Origin of the sequence: Photobacterium aphoticum (assembly GCF_001029435.1) — a bacterium.
GTDB lineage: Bacteria > Pseudomonadota > Gammaproteobacteria > Enterobacterales > Vibrionaceae > Photobacterium > Photobacterium aphoticum.
In genome coordinates this window covers 1-17,703 of sequence record NZ_LDOV01000025.1, presented here as the reverse complement: position 1 = coordinate 17,703, position 17,703 = coordinate 1, and the positions used below count along the sequence as shown (strand labels likewise).

At 51.1% G+C, this 17,703-nt stretch carries 11 protein-coding genes and 3 tRNA genes; 8 read left to right on the top strand and 6 right to left on the bottom strand.

Translation table 11 applies throughout. The features are described 5' to 3' along the window. Positions 1–274: 274 nt before the first annotated feature. A complete protein-coding gene (gene fadJ, locus ABT58_RS13345; RefSeq protein WP_229821699.1) occupies positions 275–2,494 on the bottom strand; it encodes a fatty acid oxidation complex subunit alpha FadJ in 2,220 nt (739 codons plus the stop codon). Then, positions 2,491–3,801 carry an acetyl-CoA C-acyltransferase FadI gene (gene fadI / locus ABT58_RS13340; protein WP_047874920.1) on the bottom strand — a complete coding sequence of 437 codons (1,311 nt, stop codon included), beginning with the start codon at positions 3,799–3,801 and terminating at the stop codon, positions 2,491–2,493. The genes fadJ and fadI overlap by 4 nt, the downstream gene beginning before the upstream one ends. 556 nt (positions 3,802–4,357) lie before the next feature. On the opposite strand from fadI, the gene ABT58_RS13335 reads away from it, so the two are divergent. From ABT58_RS13335 to ABT58_RS13310, 5 genes are all read left to right on the top strand, one after another. Continuing rightward, the gene (locus ABT58_RS13335; RefSeq protein ID WP_047875192.1) at positions 4,358–4,924 is read left to right on the top strand and encodes a sigma-70 family RNA polymerase sigma factor; all 567 of its coding nucleotides are present in this window, start codon (positions 4,358–4,360) and stop codon (positions 4,922–4,924) included. Continuing rightward, positions 4,917–5,633 (top strand): DUF3379 domain-containing protein, encoded by a 717-nt coding sequence (locus ABT58_RS13330; RefSeq protein WP_047874919.1) that lies wholly within the window; start codon positions 4,917–4,919, stop codon positions 5,631–5,633. The genes ABT58_RS13335 and ABT58_RS13330 overlap by 8 nt, the downstream gene beginning before the upstream one ends. A 351-nt stretch (positions 5,634–5,984) precedes the next feature. Further along, positions 5,985–7,226: an outer membrane protein transport protein gene (locus ABT58_RS13325; protein ID WP_047874918.1), complete on the top strand. Its 1,242-nt coding sequence runs from the start codon at positions 5,985–5,987 to the stop codon at positions 7,224–7,226. Between the two features lie 368 nt (positions 7,227–7,594). After that, complete coding sequence (locus tag ABT58_RS13315; RefSeq protein ID WP_047874916.1) at positions 7,595–8,902, top strand: outer membrane protein transport protein; 1,308 nt, start codon at positions 7,595–7,597, stop codon at positions 8,900–8,902. A gap of 316 nt (positions 8,903–9,218) precedes the next feature. Beyond that, the gene (locus ABT58_RS13310; protein WP_047874915.1) at positions 9,219–9,884 is read left to right on the top strand and encodes a trimeric intracellular cation channel family protein; all 666 of its coding nucleotides are present in this window, start codon (positions 9,219–9,221) and stop codon (positions 9,882–9,884) included. Positions 9,885–10,041: 157 nt separating this feature from the next. On the opposite strand, the gene aroC is transcribed toward ABT58_RS13310, so the two are convergent. The 4 genes from aroC to ABT58_RS13290 form a co-directional block, all read right to left on the bottom strand. Continuing rightward, positions 10,042–11,127: a chorismate synthase gene (gene aroC / locus ABT58_RS13305; protein ID WP_047874914.1), complete on the bottom strand. Its 1,086-nt coding sequence runs from the start codon at positions 11,125–11,127 to the stop codon at positions 10,042–10,044. Positions 11,128–11,429: 302 nt separating this feature from the next. Then, positions 11,430–12,650, bottom strand: coding sequence for a 23S rRNA pseudouridine(2604) synthase RluF (gene rluF / locus ABT58_RS13300; RefSeq protein ID WP_047874913.1), 1,221 nt, complete (start codon positions 12,648–12,650; stop codon positions 11,430–11,432). 174 nt (positions 12,651–12,824) lie between these two features. Further along, a complete protein-coding gene (locus ABT58_RS13295; RefSeq protein ID WP_047874912.1) occupies positions 12,825–15,947 on the bottom strand; it encodes a multidrug efflux RND transporter permease subunit in 3,123 nt (1,040 codons plus the stop codon). Beyond that, positions 15,947–17,032 carry an efflux RND transporter periplasmic adaptor subunit gene (locus ABT58_RS13290; protein ID WP_047874911.1) on the bottom strand — a complete coding sequence of 362 codons (1,086 nt, stop codon included), beginning with the start codon at positions 17,030–17,032 and terminating at the stop codon, positions 15,947–15,949. Before ABT58_RS13290 ends, ABT58_RS13295 begins: the two co-directional genes overlap by 1 nt. A 235-nt stretch (positions 17,033–17,267) precedes the next feature. On the opposite strand from ABT58_RS13290, the gene ABT58_RS13285 reads away from it, so the two are divergent. From ABT58_RS13285 to ABT58_RS13275, 3 genes are all read left to right on the top strand, one after another. Continuing rightward, a tRNA-Tyr gene (locus tag ABT58_RS13285) sits at positions 17,268–17,352 on the top strand. Positions 17,353–17,464: 112 nt separating this feature from the next. Further along, positions 17,465–17,549: transfer RNA gene (locus ABT58_RS13280), tRNA-Tyr, on the top strand. Positions 17,550–17,613: 64 nt separating this feature from the next. Then, positions 17,614–17,694, top strand: a tRNA-Tyr gene (locus ABT58_RS13275). The last annotated feature ends 9 nt before the right edge of the window (positions 17,695–17,703 follow it).

Genomic DNA, 17,703 nt, shown 5'->3' with positions numbered 1-17,703 from the left:
CACGATGTTGAATAGCACCATCACGCTTATAGTCACATCTTCGCCGTCTCTGATTAATCACCGTCGGCCTTGTTGCAAAGGGGTCTGCTGCCTTCTCGGCACATTCACGCCTGTTTCAACAGCCTCTATGACCCCATCAGGTATGGACACCTAATCACGCATATCGTCAGTGATAGCACACTGGCTTTATGGGTTTTTATTTACCTGTTGAGGAGCGTTGTCTGCCATGCCTTCTGTATGTCCGCATTGCCAACAAACAATCACTGTATCCGCGTCACTGAGACTCCGCCTCGGCGGGATAGAAGACCTGTCCCGCTTGTGCCATCGCCACCAGTCGCTCACAGGGTAAAAACCGCTCACCGTACAAGTCAGCATGCTGATACAACTGCGCGACCACAGAGGCAACCCCCAGTTGATCCATGTAACGGAACGGGCCGCCTAAAAACGGCGGAAAACCGATCCCGAAAATGGCACCGACATCCCCATCTCGTGCCGACTGCACTACGCCTTCATCCAAACAACGCGCCGCCTCATTGAGCATCATTAAGGTACAACGCATCGCTAACGTGTGCCCATCGACATTGCGCTCCGGACGAATACCCAACAATTTATAGACCCGCTTATCGACCTGTTTCTTTTCATCTGCTTTCTTGTGCCGTCCCTGCCCGGCATAGCGATAGAAACCCTTGCCGCTCTTACGCCCTTTACGACCATCATTGAGCAACACATCAAACACATCGGGTCCCTGAAAACGCTCGCCTAGCTCTTGCACCAAGATCGGCATGATTTTCGCCCCGATATCAATCCCCACTTCATCCAATAACGTGATGGGACCGACCGGAAAACCGAAATCCAGCAACGCATTATCAAGATGCTCAATCGGTTCACCGGACAGTAACAGGTAAGCCGCCTCGTTCATGTAAGGCGCTAAAATCCGGTTCACGTAAAACCCCGCGCTATCACCTACCACAATCGGGGTCTTACCCTGCTGTTTGGCCAATTTCACGACTGTCGCAATGGTGCTCTCTGACGTACCTTGATGGGGGATCACTTCCACCAGCGGCATTTTCTCGACCGGGCTGAAATAATGCAGGCCAATCACGTTGTCTGGGCGGGCAGCGACTTCAGCGATCTGATGGATCGGCAGCGACGAGGTATTAGTAGCAAAAATCGTTTCTGGCTTGGCATGGGCTTCCACCTCTTTCACCATTTGGTGTTTCAACGTAAGATCTTCAAACACCGCCTCAATCACCACATCCACCTTTTCAAACCCGCGATAAGTCGTGCCGCCCGACAGACGAAGCATCTGCTGCTGCACTTGGGTATTACGCAGTATTTTTCGTTGTCGCTGTTTCTCCAGCAGGCCATAGTGATAGGCCATCGCATTCAAAATGCCGTCGTTACTGATGTCTTTGATCTGCACCTGATAACCGGCTTTCGCTGCGCTCACATGGCTGATCCCACCGCCCATCAGGCCACCACCCAGCACACCAATACGCTGGATCGCCATCGGTTCGTCATTCGCGCCCCGCTCTTTTTTCATCGCTGTCGTGGCAAAGAAAATGCTGCGTAAGGCGGCCGATTCCGGACTCATCACCAACTCGCCGAACCGCTTCGCTTCTAAAGCCAAGCCTTTATCCATGCCTTGCTCTAAACCGGTTTTGATCACGGTTAAAATGGCGTCGGTCGCCGGATAATTACCCCGTGTTTTCGCCTGCGTCTTTTTCGCCGCTTGATCAAACACTACCGAGCGCCCCAGCGCATTGCCGCCCATCGCCCGTGCCGACCACGATAAATGACGCGTTGGCTTCGGGGTCAGTGCGCGCTTAGCGGCAACATCCAGCAATATGCTCTGTGGCACACACTCATCCACCACACCCAACGCGCGGGCTTTTTTACCACGTAGCGCTTTGCCGGTCAGGATCATATCGAGCGCCCCAGCCACGCCAATCAAACGCGGCAAACGCTGCGTACCACCCGAGCCAGGCAGCAGCCCCAGTTGCACTTCCGGCAGCCCCAAACGCGTGATTGTCGCCTCCGTACACACACGACTGTGACAGGCCAAAGCCAGCTCTAACCCTCCGCCCAAACACGGCCCATGAATGGCAGCGACGGTATGAAACGGCAAGGCTTCCAACGCGGCAAACAACTGCTGACCTTTTGTTGCCAATGCCTGCGCTTCCTCCGCACTCTGACAATCGGCCAACATATGGATGTCCGCGCCAGCAATAAAGTTATCGTCCTTGCCCGAATAGACCACCATACCTTGCAGATCCGTCCGTTGTGCTAACTCCGCCAACACCGCACTGACTTGCTCGGCAAACACCGATTGCAAGGTATTCATGCTCTCGTTAGGTACATCGATACACAACCAGGCCAGCCCATTATCGCTGTAGGATAACGTGAAGGCCGAAGGAGGTACGGAGACAGCCTGTGAGGCAGAGACGGATACTGACTCTGCCCGATTTTTTTCTACCTGTTGGGTATGCATCATTCTGCCTCCAAAATCATCGCCGCACCGAGTCCACCGGCCGCACATGCCGTCGTTAATGCCAACCCCCCCCCTCGTCGCTGCAGTTCCCGCAACGTTTGGGTGATCATGCGCGCGCCCGTGGCAGCAAAGGGGTGGCCGTACGCAATCGAGCCACCCAGTACATTAAATTTGTCCATGTCTATCTCGCCGATAGCATCATCACGACCCAGCTTATCTTGGGCAAACTGACGAGACGCAAACATCTGCACATTCGCCAACGTCTGCGCGGCAAACGCTTCATGCATATCAATCAACGCTAAATCAGAGAGTGTCACCCCCGCACGATCCAGGGCGATTGGCGTGGCATAAGACGGCCCCATCAACATGTCCTGCTCAACCCCTATCGCAGAAAATGCATAGGATCGGATATAGCCCAGCGGCGTGAGACCGAGCGCTTTGGCCCGCCCTTCCCGCATCAGCAACAATGCGGCCGCACCGTCCGTTAATGGCGTGGCATTGGCAGCCGTCACACTGCCGTGTTGGCGGTCAAACGCAGGACGCAAAGCGGCATACGCCTCTAAGCTGCTGTCTTCACGAATGTTATTGTCTTTATCTATCCACTGACGGTACGGGGCTGGAAACGCCGTCATGACTTCGTCTTGGATACGCCCGTCATGCCAGGCTTGGGCTGCTAGGGTGTGTGAACGGTGGGCAAAGTCATCTTGCGCTTCACGGCTGATCCCGTGGGTTTTCGCCATTTGCTCAGCCGTTTGCCCCATACTCAACCCCGTTGAATATTCGGCAACCGCAGGCGGCACCGGCACCAGATCTTTCATACTAAGGGAGCGTAATAAGGCGAGGCGTTGGCGGAGGGTTTTGGCTTTACTCAATGCCAGTAACGTGGACGCCATGTGTTTGGAGACACCGATCGGCAAAACGGATGACGAATCAGCGCCCCCTGCAATGCCCACATTAATATTGCCGGCCAAGATGCTTTCCACCACGTTGGCGGTGGCCTGAAAACTGGTGGCACAGGCGCGGGTCACACTGTAGGCATCGGTGCCCACAGACATCCCCGTGCCCAACACAATTTCCCGGGCAATATTGGGCGCAGCGGGCATTTGAATCACCTGTCCAAACACCACTTGCTCAACCAGTTGAGGATCCATATCCACCTGTTGCAGCAATCCATTCACCACCATTTGCCCCATCTCTAAAGCCGAGATGTCCGCAAACGCCGTCGCTTGACGGGCAAACGGGGTACGTAATCCACTCACGACGGCGATGCGCTCACCTTGTGCGGTGGTGAGATTCTGGAGACGTGTCATCGCAACTCCTTATGTTGTGTGTCTGGGCGTAGGGCAACCGAACAACCGGCGCTCGCCACCAATACGTTAGATATTCTAGAGGTCAGACCACAAATAAGTGTAACGTTATTGTTAATACAATCAAAATAAACGTGACAGAAATGAGAAAGGGGTTAAGAAAAAGGTGGGGAAAAAATGCACAGCACAATGCTAAGATAAAAAAAAACCATACCGAAAGGGTATGGTCGTAATCTACACGGAAAGCAATCCATGTATGGTGTAATTCAATTAACCTAAAGCCAATTGCAAATCAGGCAAGCCTGATAGGAGAAAGTAAAGTCAGCCTTCAAAAGGAAGTTGTCATCTTGCTCAACAGGTATTCCCTCGTGGAACCCATACCTAATCCTCGGTACAGACGCCTCAATGGACTACCAGATGACAGGGACTACTATAACTTTCTCTGACAGACACAATTTGAACCAGATCAATTTTAATGCGGATTATTGGATGAATCGTCTGAATCACGCCAAAAACTCACACAATACAGGCGCGATTCAACCTGTTGATGGGCAAATTTATGATTAAGCAATTTTTTCGTAAGAAAAAGCCGGATGCCTCGGTCTCTGTTGATATGAATAAGCAAAGACGATATGAAGCCCTTGTCAGGGCCTGGCATCGGGATCTCTACCGCTATGCCTACTGGTTGTGCCATGATCCGCATGTGGCGGAAGACTTGGTGCAAGAAACCTGTTTACGTGCATGGCGATCATTAGACAGCCTGCAAGATGACAATGCCGCGAAGTCCTGGCTGATCACGATTCTGCGACGGGAAAACGCCCGTCGCTTTGAACGTAAACAACTCGATTTAGTCGATATCGACGATTACGCCATTGCCGATACCCAGCAACAAGGAAACGATGCCGAACTGGAGCAACAGATGCTTCGTCAACAAATCATGAAGTTAGCACCCGAGTATCGCGAACCACTCGTGCTACAAATTATGGCCGGCTTCAGCGGGGATGAAATTGCCGATATTCTGGGCTTAAACCGCAATACCGTCATGACACGTCTATTTCGTGCTAGAAACCAATTAAAAGAGCAATTAGAGCAGCAATCTGAGCGGAGGGACCAACAAAATGGATGATCTAGAATTTCGCCGACGTCTATTAGCCGATCCTAACGATAACAGTCCTGATATGCTTGAATCACGCAATGCCTCGCTGGCTAACCGTAAACTCTCTGATGAGCTTCAAGCCCTTGACAGCAAATTGGCACAAGCGATGAAAGTCGATGTCCCGGATGATCTGGCTGACAAGATTTTATTCCATCAAACCAGCCAACCGGCCCCTCGCCGTTACCGGACCTCTGCGTTTTTAGGGCTGGCGGCATCGGTCGCGTTTTTAGCGGGCTTATTCTTGGGACACTTTAATGCCACCGATCACTCGTTAAATGCGCCATCTGCACTTGGACAGCTGGCCCTTGAGCACATTTACCATGAAGCCGGCTTTGTCGATCACATTGATGAAGCAGTCTCATTACATCAGGTTAACGCCAAAATGAGTCCGTTTGGATCGCAGTTTGACCAATTACCAGGCCATGTTTATTACGTCAATCACTGTGGCTTTGGTGGACAAAATGCCTTGCACATGGTGTTAGGCACCGCACAAGGGAAAGTCACGATTTTTGTGGTACCTAACCCACAAAGCAGCGGCCCGACCACCTTCAGTGATGACAACATGCAAGGCGTGGTGATGCCCGCACACAAAGCAGACCTGATCGTTGTCGGTGATAAAGGCCAGGATGTCACCCCGGTGGCAGAACGCCTGAAAGCGGATTTAAACTGGGAAATTTAACGATCTGCCCAGATAACGTGATTGGCATCACAACCTAGTCACGCATCCATAAACCGCCCCACCCTTAACGCCAAAAGGATACCCAAAAGGTATGCTTTTGGCTTTTTTAAGCGAAATTTTTCCCTTTTCCCCTTTTTTCACTACCAACCCAGTCAAACATGCTGCTTTTTTGAGCTATCAACACACCAACGAAAACGATTAAAAACAATAAATTCAACACCTTATTTAAACTTAATGATAATTTACTGAACTGGTCAGATTTGATGCGATGTGGCGCCCCCATACAATCTGCCCCAATCTGCGCTCGATCGTAGAACAAAACAAAAAAATACCATTAGGAATAACTATAAAATGAATAAGAAGCGTCTGTTTACACAATCGATGGTTGCAGCAGCCATCACCCTGGCATCGCAACAAGCGTTGGCAGCCGGTTTCCAGCTAAACGCACAATCAGCTACTGGCTTGGGTCGTGCTTTTGCCGGTGACGCTGTTATCGCTGATAACGCATCCGTCATGTCTCGTAACGCAGCAGCAATGGCACTGTTTGACAAACCAGCGATGTCTCTGGGTATCAATGCTGTTAACACAGATATCAACGTAAAAAATGCGAAGTACCCTTTGGCTCCAAAGGGGCTTGATGACGCACAGATCGGTGATACTTCTTATGTTCCTAACATCTACTACATCCACCCGATCAATGAAAAATGGACGGTAGGCGCTGGTGTATATTCAAACTTCGGAACTAAAACTGAATTTGATGATAATTACGCAGCTAACGAATACGGCGGCCTGACTGATGTGAAAAGTGTCAACTTTGCACTAAGCACAGCATATCGCATCAATGAACAGTGGAGCATTGGTGGTGGTTTAGATGTTATCTATGGCGCAGGCAAACTTCAGCGCTTTGTTCCTGAAGGTCGCACACCTCTAAATCCAAATAAAGACATCACACTACTTGATGTCGATGCTGATGGTATCGCACTGGGTTGGAACGTTGGTACAGTTTATGAGCTGAACGAAGATAACCGTTTCGGTTTGTCTTACCGCTACAGCCCTGAGCTGGAAGCGAAAGGCGATATGACCTACATCAAGGCACAAAGCGGCAATCCAAATATCAGCGATGATAAACTGAAAATGCCATTGCCTGACATGGCGGAATTCTCTGGTTACCACCGTTTGAACCAACTATTCGCAGTACACTACAGCGTACAATGGATTCGTTGGAGTGAGTTTGACAAACTAGAGACCACCGGCGGTGATGTACTAAATAATTACAACTGGCAAGACGGCTGGCACTACGCACTGGGTGGTACTTACTACCTGAACAATGACTGGACGCTGCGTGCCGGTTACATGTACGACACCAGCGCACAAGATCAGAAAACGTCTATTTCTGTACCAGACTCCGATCGTCAGTGGTTCTCAGGCGGTTTCACTTACCACCTAGACAGCAAGTCTAACATCGATGTGGGCGTGACTTATCTAGTAGGTAAAGACGTCGAAGTGAAAGAAGAAACTGGTCTATTCCCTGTTACTGCAACAACCCGTGCTAATGCATGGCTATACGGTATTCAGTACAGCCGTTCATTCTAATTCAGCGAACATTATCGTTTTGTATTATAAAAGGGAGCCCTCGGCTCCCTTTTTCTTTATCCGTAACAAACGGCCTGATATCTCGCCTTCTTTCGGCATTTTTCACTTGTTCTAGGGTGTATATTCGTCTTTGTTTCACCCTTTCAGTGAACATAGCGTCGCTGAAAAGTACTATCTCCTGCACACGTGTACGCTGAAATCTCATCCGACCAGATTTTATTGTTCATTTTTTACCGCACACAATTTCAAATTAAGTGCAATATATAAAATTTAACGCTAAATACACCAAATTTACGAAGAATAACTTAAAGCAATTACTCTAAGGCGTATGATCCGCGCTATTGAATTTCAGCGAACATTGTAGACTGATGAATAAGAATAAAATCACACTTTCTGTAGCAGCAGCCCTAACACTGGGTTTCAGTGCCAACACCATGGCAGCGGGTTTCCAACTAGCAGAATACTCTGCAACCGGTCTTGGCCGTGCATTTGCCGGTGAAGCAGCCATGGCGGATAACGCCAGTGCGCAATTCCGTAACCCAGCCATGCTGACGTACCTGGAAGGCACACAAATCTCTACCGGTGCTATCTATGTTGATCCAAACATCGATGTGAAAGGCGATGTGAATGTGATGGGTAAGCCTGTTGGTTCAACAAAAGCTGGCGATATTGCACACGCTGCTGTGATCCCTAATTTTTATCTGTCACACCGTTTGAACGAGCAGTGGGCGCTAGGCTTAGCGTTTGCAACCAACTACGGCATGGAAACTGAACTGGGTGGCGATTTTATCGGTACCATGTTTGGTGATCAGGCCAAAGTCTTCTCTGTAGAAATCAACCCGAACGTCGCTTACAAAATCAATGAGCAATTCAGCGTGGGTGCCGGTGTACGTTTTGTGATGGGTGAAGGTCACATTGGTGCTTCTGTACCTAGTAATCTTCCTGCACAAATTACAGGCAACAAATTCGTTGATGGCATGATCAATGCGATGGAAGGGAAAGACCTGAAATACATGGAAGGTGATGACACCGCATGGGGCTGGCAGATGGGTGCCGCATGGCAGCTCAACGATGCCAACCGCATTGGTTTCAACTACCGCTCTGAAGTAAATATGGATCTTGAAGGTGAGGCGTCTGGCGCCCTATACGGCAAGACTCCACTACCAGGTAGCATGGCATTGACCCTACCAGCGACGGCTGAACTGGCGTCTTTCCACCAGCTAACTGACAAACTGGCGATGCACGCTAGCGTTAACTGGACCGATTGGAGTACCTTCGACAAGTTGGAAGCTAAAATCCCTGGCTACAACGAAGATGGCATCGATCTAATTAAGCAAGAAAATTGGGAAGACAACTACCGCTTTGCAGTGGGTGCCACTTACCAGTACACCAATAAGCTAGCACTGCGTACCGGTGTCGCTTACGACATGTCTGCGGTAAGCGATGAGCACCGCACACAAACGATCCCTGAAACAGATCGTATCTGGCTAAGCGTGGGTGCGGGTTACCAGTACTCTGACAACCTAAACTTCGATGCTGGCTTTACGTACATCATCGCCAAAGATGCGCCGATGACAGAAACATTGGACGTAAAAGGCAAACCTCTAGCGAGCATTACCGGTGAAACCACGGGTAGCGTATGGCTGCTAGGTGTACAGGCGAACTACCGTTTCTAAGGTTTCAACAGCGGCACTATGGTGCCAAGGCCTTAGGGGCGAGAAACCGTCAAACTGTATAATATCCTGCAAAGGGGCAACGTTGGTTGCCCCTTTTCTTTATCACTGACTCCCCTTCCCACATCATCTCACTGTCTACAGCATCACACATCACGACAGCGTCAACGCTCCATAGGGTCTCAGGACCATTTTACCCGCCCTCAAAAAGCATGAATTCAATTCATCCATGCCTTTAATCATTTCATTAGACGCTGTGAAAACTGAGACTTAGAATAACTTTATTGTTCGCGCTCTCTAACAGACATCGATTTTATTCATGCTATTAACCACACTTTACATCATAGGGATCACAGCTGAAGCCATGACCGGCGCACTTGCGGCAGGCAAACGTCATATGGACTGGTTTGGCGTGATGTTAGTGGCCAGTGCAACTGCCATTGGCGGCGGCACCGTTCGCGATATTCTTTTGGGGCACTACCCGCTGGGTTGGGTGGCGCATCCACAATATTTGGTGATCACCTGTTTAGCAGGCTTGTTCACCACCATCGTCGCCCCATGGGTCGTGCGTTTCCACAAGCTCTTTGTGTTGCTCGATTCTCTGGGCCTGATTGTGTTCAGTATCATTGGTTGCCGTGTCGCGATGGACATGGGTTTATCACCGTTGATCTGTATCGTGGCAGCCGTCGTAACAGGCGTATTCGGAGGCTTACTGCGTGATTTGATCACTCGTCGCCCGCCGATGGTGCTGCATAAAGAGTTGTATGCCTCGGTCGCCTTCATTGCCGGCGCCATGTATTTCGGCCTGCTTTACTTAGGCATTGACGAAACCATCGTTACGATCAGCACACTGGTGACTGGTTTCGTGATCCGAGTGGCTGCCGTGCAGTTTGGTTGGCACCTCCCGGTGTTCCACTTTGAGGAGTTGGACAACGAGGCTAACGCAAAAGCCAGCACGAAAAACAGTGCTGAGTCGCAAGGTTAATGCCAAGCGAAACAAGTCATAGACAATGCGCCCACAGGCATTTCCCCCTTGCCTGTGGGCGTGTTGCTTTTTCTTACTCGCGTTAATCGCACATAAAAAAGCCGGTGACTGCATGAAGCAATCACCGGCTCTTCGTGATATCACTTTACGATATCGGTTAAATCTTCGGTGTCTCAGTCACGACATCTGCGTTTTGACCGCGATGACGCAACAAGTGATCCATCAAAGTGATAGCCAGCATGGCTTCTGCAATCGGCACCGCACGGATCCCGACACAGGGGTCATGACGACCTTTGGTGATCACTTCCGCACTTTCCCCTTGGCGAGTAATGGTTTCGCCCGGTACGGTAATGCTCGAAGTCGGCTTCAACGCAATGTGCGCCACAATATCCTGACCGGAGGAAATCCCCCCTAAGATCCCGCCCGCATGGTTACTCTTAAAGCCCTCAAGCGTCATAGCATCACGGTGCTCACTGCCACGCTGCTCAACCACATCAAAGCCGTCACCAATTTCAACGCCTTTCACCGCATTGATGCTCATTAACGAGTGGGCAATATCGGCATCCAAGCGATCAAACACCGGCTCACCCAAGCCGACAGGTACGTTTTGCGCGACAACCGTCAGTTTGGCACCGATGGAATCACCGTCTTTTTTCAACTGACGGATCAAGCCATCCAATGCCTCTACTTTATCCGCATCCGGACAGAAAAAGGCATTTTGCTCAATCTGATCCCAATCGACGTTATCAATAGTCACATCGCCCATCTGTGACAGGTAAGCACGCACTTCAATACCGTGTACTTGTTTGAGGTATTTTTTCGCTACTGCACCTGCGGCAACACGCATTGCAGTTTCACGGGCAGACGAGCGGCCACCGCCACGGTAATCACGCACCCCGTACTTTTGGTGGTAGGTGTAATCGGCATGTCCCGGACGGAACAGATCTTTAATGTTGGAGTAATCTTTTGAACGCTGATCGGTATTTTCAATTAACAACCCGATTGAAGTACCGGTCGTTTGCCCTTCAAACACACCCGATAAAATTTTCACTTCATCCGGTTCGCGGCGTTGCGTGGTGTATTTTGACGTACCCGGACGGCGACGATCGAGATCGTGCTGCATATCGGCTTCCGTCAAGGCCAGGCCTGGCGGGCACCCATCAATGATACATCCCAAAGCGAGCCCGTGGCTTTCACCAAACGTGGTCACGCGAAACAGTTGTCCTATTGTATTGCCTGCCATTACTTCCTCTGTGTTTTCATACCGCTAACCGCTATGACACCTTATCAATAAGGCCTAGCGTCAGTGTGCTGTTGTTTTCATCAATGAGTACATAGTGCAAATTCAGCGCACTGATTGCAAGTCGCGATAGCATCATGCGGCAAAGAACCTCTCCCCCACATTCATTGCTCCGCTCTGCGTTATGCTTCTCTGCCTCACAAACGCCTGATAAAAGAAACGGGAACCCTAAGGCTCCCGTTCATTTTACTGCTTAACCCTGTATCGGCTGGCAGAACATACTCTGTGTGTTTAATCCCTGACGATTACGCGTCTTTTTTAGATTTCCACTTCTTGATGCTGCTGCTTGTACCACCGCTACGCTGGCGTGGGCTCTCTTCATCACGGCCCGGACGGCGATGACCTGGCTGTACACCACGTCCAGGACGCGGACCATTGCGGCGTTCATCGTTGCGGTTATCTTGACGTGGTCTATCTTGACGGTCTTGACGACGGTCATCATCACGACGCTGCTCGTTACGGCCTTCTTGGCGGTAATCTCGGCGATCATCACGGCGTGTATCCTGACGATAGCCACCACGATCATCGCGGCGATCTTCACGACGATCGTCGCGACGCTCATCGAATCGGCCACCCTGACGCTTACGGTTAAACTCGCCTTTTCCCTGGTACGTTTTGTACTTAATTTTGCCTTCATCACGCACCTGCTGGCGGCTGTCAAACAGCTTCGCATCCGTTGCTTTCTGGATGCTCTGGCCTTGCGCATCCGTACGTGACGCTTCTTCTGTTTTGCTGGAGCCAGCAATCAGGCTGTGAATTTCAGCAATTTCTGCATCCGTCAGGTAACGCCATTTACCGTTTGGCAGACCATCAATGCTGATGTTCATGATACGCACACGACGCAGTTTGAAGACGTCATAACCCAGCGCTTCACACATACGGCGGATCTGACGGTTCAGGCCTTGTGTCAGAACAATGCGGAATGAGTAGTTGGTTTCCTTCGTCACCTTACATGGCAGCGTCACGGTATCCAAAATCTCCACACCTGACGCCATTTTGGCAATGAACTCATCGGTGATCGGCTTATCGACACGCACAACATATTCTTTCTCGTGCGAGTTACCGGCACGCAGGATCTTGTTCACGATGTCGCCATCATTAGTCAGGAAAATCAAACCGTCTGACGGCTTATCCAGACGACCGATTGGGAAAATACGCTTACGGTGGCCAATAAAGTCAATGATGTTGTCTTTAATGTGGCGTTCCGTGGTACAGGTAATGCCTGCTGGTTTGTTCAATGCGATGTAAATCGGCTGCTCTTTGCTGCGCAGCGGCTTGTCATCCACCAGAACCTCGTCGTCTGGCATGACTTTGACGCCCATCTCCGGCAGTTGGCCGTTGATGGTCACCCTTCCTTGATCAATCAGCTTGTCCGCCTCACGGCGTGAGCAATAGCCTGTATCACTGATAAATTTATTCAAACGCACGGCTTGGCCGGCAGTATCTTGAGGCTGATTCTGAGACATGATGTTCTTCTACACTAAGCGTTTCGCAACGCGATCAAGGTTAGATTAGATAAGTATAATAGCCCGGCTATTCTATCAAGAGCTGATCCGATAAGGAAAGAAAACCGCTTTTCATAAAAAAGCCCCCCTCACCAACAGGCGAAGAGGGCCAATGTCGAGATAACGCAACGCGTATTAACGCGGTGTCGCCGGTTCCTCTGACGTCGGCGTATGCTCTAGTAAGGCTTTTTCCAACTGCTCGGCCACGTAGCCCGGAGACTGGGTTTTCGCTGACATCAAGCGGTACATTGCCGGAATGACAATCAGGGTCACCAAGGTCGCAAAGGCCATACCGAAGAACACCACGGTACCAACCGCAATACGGCTCTCTGAACCAGCACCGGTAGACATGATCAACGGGATCGCACCAAACAAAGTGGTAAATGCGGTCATCAAGATCGGGCGCAAACGGCGCTCTGAGGCATCAATGATTGCTTGTTCAAACTCCACCCCTTTGTCACGCAACTGGTTGGCAAATTCGACAATCAGGATACCGTTTTTGGTCACCATCCCGATCAACATGATCATACCGATCTGACTGAAGATGTTGAGGGTCTGATCCATGATCAGCAAGCCTGCCAAACCACCGAAGATCCCCATCGGCACCGTCAGCATCACCACCATTGGGTTCACGAAGCTTTCAAACTGCGCCGCCAATACCAAGTAAGCCACCAGCAAGGCCAAGCCAAACACCAACAGGATGCTGCTCTGGTTTTCACGGAAGTCTTTCGACTCACCGGCGTAATCAATCACGATATCTTTCGGTAAACGCTCAATGGCTTGGTTATCCAAGAAATCCAACGCTTCACCCAAGGTATAGCCGCCCGTCAGGTTGGCTTTTAGGGTGATCGATTTTTGCTTCTGGTTGTGGCTTAAACGCTGAGCGGAAGCGACTTCTTCCACCGTTGCGACGGATTCCAGCGTGATCAGCTGACCAGTTTTGGTACGCACGTAAATCTGGCTGAGATCGGTGGCGTTATTGAAGCTGTTTTCATCACCACGCAGGTACACATCGTACTCTTCACCACGGTCAACAAACGTGGTTTCACTGCGACCACCCAGCATAATTTCCAGGGTTTCAGCAATATCAGCGACCGGAATGCCTAATTCAGCCGCTCGCGGACGGTTCACCGAGACCACCAGCTCCGGCGTGGTTTCGGCGTAATCCAAATCCACCCCTTCCATCATGCCGCTTTCTTCTGCCAGCACTTTCAGCTCGGTCGCCCACTTAAACAGCTCTTCGTAGTCTGCGCCGTTTAGCAGGAACTGCACCGGCTCCGACGAACCGCCACGGAAGCCCGGCATAAATGGCCACACGCGGATATCCGGGATCCCTTGCAGCGCTTTACGTACCATGCCGAGGGCTTGGGTCGCGCTGACGTCACGATCTTCCCAGTTTTCCAGCTGCATGATCACAAAGCCGGTCTGATCCCCCGCACGACCACCAAAGGCCGGCGTTTGGATCGACACCGATTTCAGCACGCCTTTGCCCACCATCGGCAACAAACGGCTTTCCACTTCTTCAATGTTACCGACCATACGGTTGTAACTGGTGCCTTCTGCGCCTTTCACAAACGCAAAGATCACCCCACGGTCTTCCTGTGGCGCCAGTTGTGCGGGCACCGTTTTCATCATCACCACACTCAGGCCAATAAAGCCCAGAATGATCAGCGGCGCGACATAACGATAGCGTACCGAGGCCGTCACCACCTTGCGGTAGCCGCGCTCCAGTTTGCCGAACATACGATCAATGAACACGTTAAACGCACTGTGCTTCACGTTAGCTTTAAGCAATTTGCTGCCCATCACCGGGCTGAGCGTTAACGCCACTATTGAGGAGAAAATCACCGAGACCGCCAGCAATACCGAGAACTCGGTAAACAGCGGTCCCACCATGCCATCCATAAAGGAGATTGGCAGGAACACCATCACCAGCACCACCGTGGTCGCAACCACGGCAAAGCCCACTTCGCGCGTACCTTTATAGGCAGCAAGCAAAGGTGGTTCACCGTTTTCAATGTGGTGATAGATGTTTTCTACTACCACGATGGCATCATCCACCACCAGGCCGATCGCCAGAATCAAGGCCATCAGTGTCAGCAAGTTAATGGAGAAGCCCAAGAAGTAGGCCACCATAAAGGCCGAGATCAACGATACCGGTACCGTGACCGCCGGGATCAAGGTCGCACGCGCTTGGCCGATGAAGATATAGAGTACCAATACCACCAGCAAACCGGTCACAAACAAGGTGCTGTACACTTCTTGGATCGAACGGTCGATAAACACCGTGGAGTCATAATCCACGTACAGTTCAGTACCCGCCGGCAAGAAGCGCTGCATACGCTCTACTTCGGCGTACACATCATCGGCCACATTCAGCGGGTTGGCATCGGTCATGGTGACGATGCCCAAGCTCAGGTTCGCAATACCGTTATTTTTAAAGGTGGCGTTTTCGTTCTGGGCACCAATGGCCACTTTCGCAACATCTTTAAGATAGATTGGCGAGCCGTCTTCAGCGGTACGCACTACCAGGTATTCAAAATCCTGTGCGGTACGGTAAAGACGCGCGGTACGCACAGACATGGTGGTGGTGTCGTTGCGCACTTCACCGCCCGGCAGCTCCACGTTTTCATCATTGAGCGCATTGACGATGTCTTTGCTGGTGACACCACGGCCAGCCATTTGCGCAGGCTGCAACTTCACGTACATCACACGGTACAGCGCACCGCTCAGATCCACCGAGCTCACCCCGTTGATCAGGTTGAAGCGATCCATCAGGACACGTTCGGCGTAATCGGTCAGTTGTGAGCGATCCATGGTGCTGGACGTCAGGTTGACGTACACCGCCGGCTCGCCAGAGCCGTTGTCTTTCGAGACCACCGGATCATCGGCTTCATCCGGCAAACGACGCTGGGCACGGGAGACGGCATCTCGCACATCGCTGACCCCTTCGGTCAGATCCCAGCCCATCTCAAATTCCACCTGAATACGCGACATCCCGTTACGGGTGGTCGAGGTGATATTTTCGATCCCGCTGATCCCCGAGAGCTGATCTTCCAGCACCGTGGTAATGCGGCTTTCCATAATCGAGGCGGACGCACCTTTATACGTGGTCGAAATACTCACTACCGGGTTTTCAACATCAGGCATCTCTCGAACCGACAGTTTCGAGAACGACACCGCGCCAAATACACACAACAGCAAGCTCAATACAATCGCGACGACCGGACGCTTTACCGAGACATCAGACAACCACATCAGGCTTTATCTCCCGACTTTCCCGGCGTTGTCGCCATCAAATCATTCACTTTTACGCCATCACGCATGTTCACCAGGCCTTGCACCACGATGCGATCGCCAATTTCAATGCCGGACTCAATCACCACTTCATCATTCACGCGCGCGCCCAGTGTCACTTCAGTACGGTGGGCTTTACCTGCTTCATCCACTAAGTAGACGAAACGCTTGGTACCAGAGTATTCCAGTGCCTGTACCGGGATCACTGCGGCGTCTTGCGGCATAAAGGCAATGTTCGCCGCCATCAGCATGCCCGGTTTAAGCTTGCTGTCGGTGTTATCAAACACCACGCGAATGCGGATGTTCAACGAATCCGCCTGCACGCGAGAGTCAATCGCCTGAATAGTGCCGCTGAAGGTCTGCCCCGGCCATGCCTGACTGGTGGCATTCACACGCATGCCTTTGACTAAATAAGAGAGGTATTGCTCAGGAACCTGAATATCCAAGCGCATAGAAGAGAGGTCATCCAAAGAGAACAGCTCGCTACCGGCACTGAGCATATGGCCTTCACTAAAATCAATCAGACCAACGGTGCCGTCAAACGGCGCCAAAATGGCGTGATCGTCCAAATCTGCTTTGGCCGCTTTCAAACGGGCTTCGGCAATACTGACGCTGGCCTGCTGGGCATCAATTTCCGTTTGGGTGATCGCCCCGCGTTTTGACAGACGCTTAAACTCACCCAGTTTACGTTTCTCATCCGCCAGATAAGCACGCGCTTCTGCGTAAGCGGCCTGAACACGTGCATCATCTAACTGAATCAGCAATTCGCCCTTTTTCACCGTGGTATTCACGCCCACAACGATATCGTCAACACGTGCCGCCACTTGGGTTGCCACATTCACCGAACGCTGGGCTTCCAGTTTCCCCACCAAAGACAGCGATTGTGTCACCGGGTGTGAGGCAACCTGACCGGTTGTCACCGGGATCGCACGTCCCGCGCCTGGGCCGGCTTTTTGTTCAGCGGCGACAGAGGTGCCGTGGAAGTAGAAATAACTGCCGCCGGACAGCGCTGCCGTCACTAATGCCGCAACAAGGACTTTTTTCATGTTCAAATCCATCAATAATGTTCTGCGCGAATCATAGCTGAACCTGTACTTTTGCGCGGTAAAGAAGTGTAAAGAAAAGCAATAATACGTTTACACCTTGATCTGACGTGGGGTTTTCCCCGCCATAACGCTACCCATACCGACAACATGATGAAAATAGCAGCAAACAACACACTTTTATGAGGAAAAAGGTTTACAGTTCCAAAAGGTTTGCTAATATTCGCCCCGCACTTGTGGAGGGGTTCCCGAGTGGCCAAAGGGAGCAGACTGTAAATCTGCCGGCTCCGCCTTCGAAGGTTCGAATCCTTCCCCCTCCACCATTCTTCTTGAAAGGTGTTCGTTACTTAGTGTAAGGTACGTCTTTCCGGCAAATGACCGATCACTAGCCAGACGGTTACCACGTATGTGGACTGCCAATAAGCAAAATCCCGTGGAGGGATTCCCGAGTGGCCAAAGGGATCAGACTGTAAATCTGACGGCTCCGCCTTCGAAGGTTCGAATCCTTCTCCCTCCACCATCATTCTAAAGAAATGCTTCGGCGTTTCTCGGCTGTAAAGCCAAGACAATAAGCAAAATCCCGTGGAGGGATTCCCGAGTGGCCAAAGGGATCAGACTGTAAATCTGACGGCTCCGCCTTCGAAGGTTCGAATCCTTCTCCCCCAACAATCCTT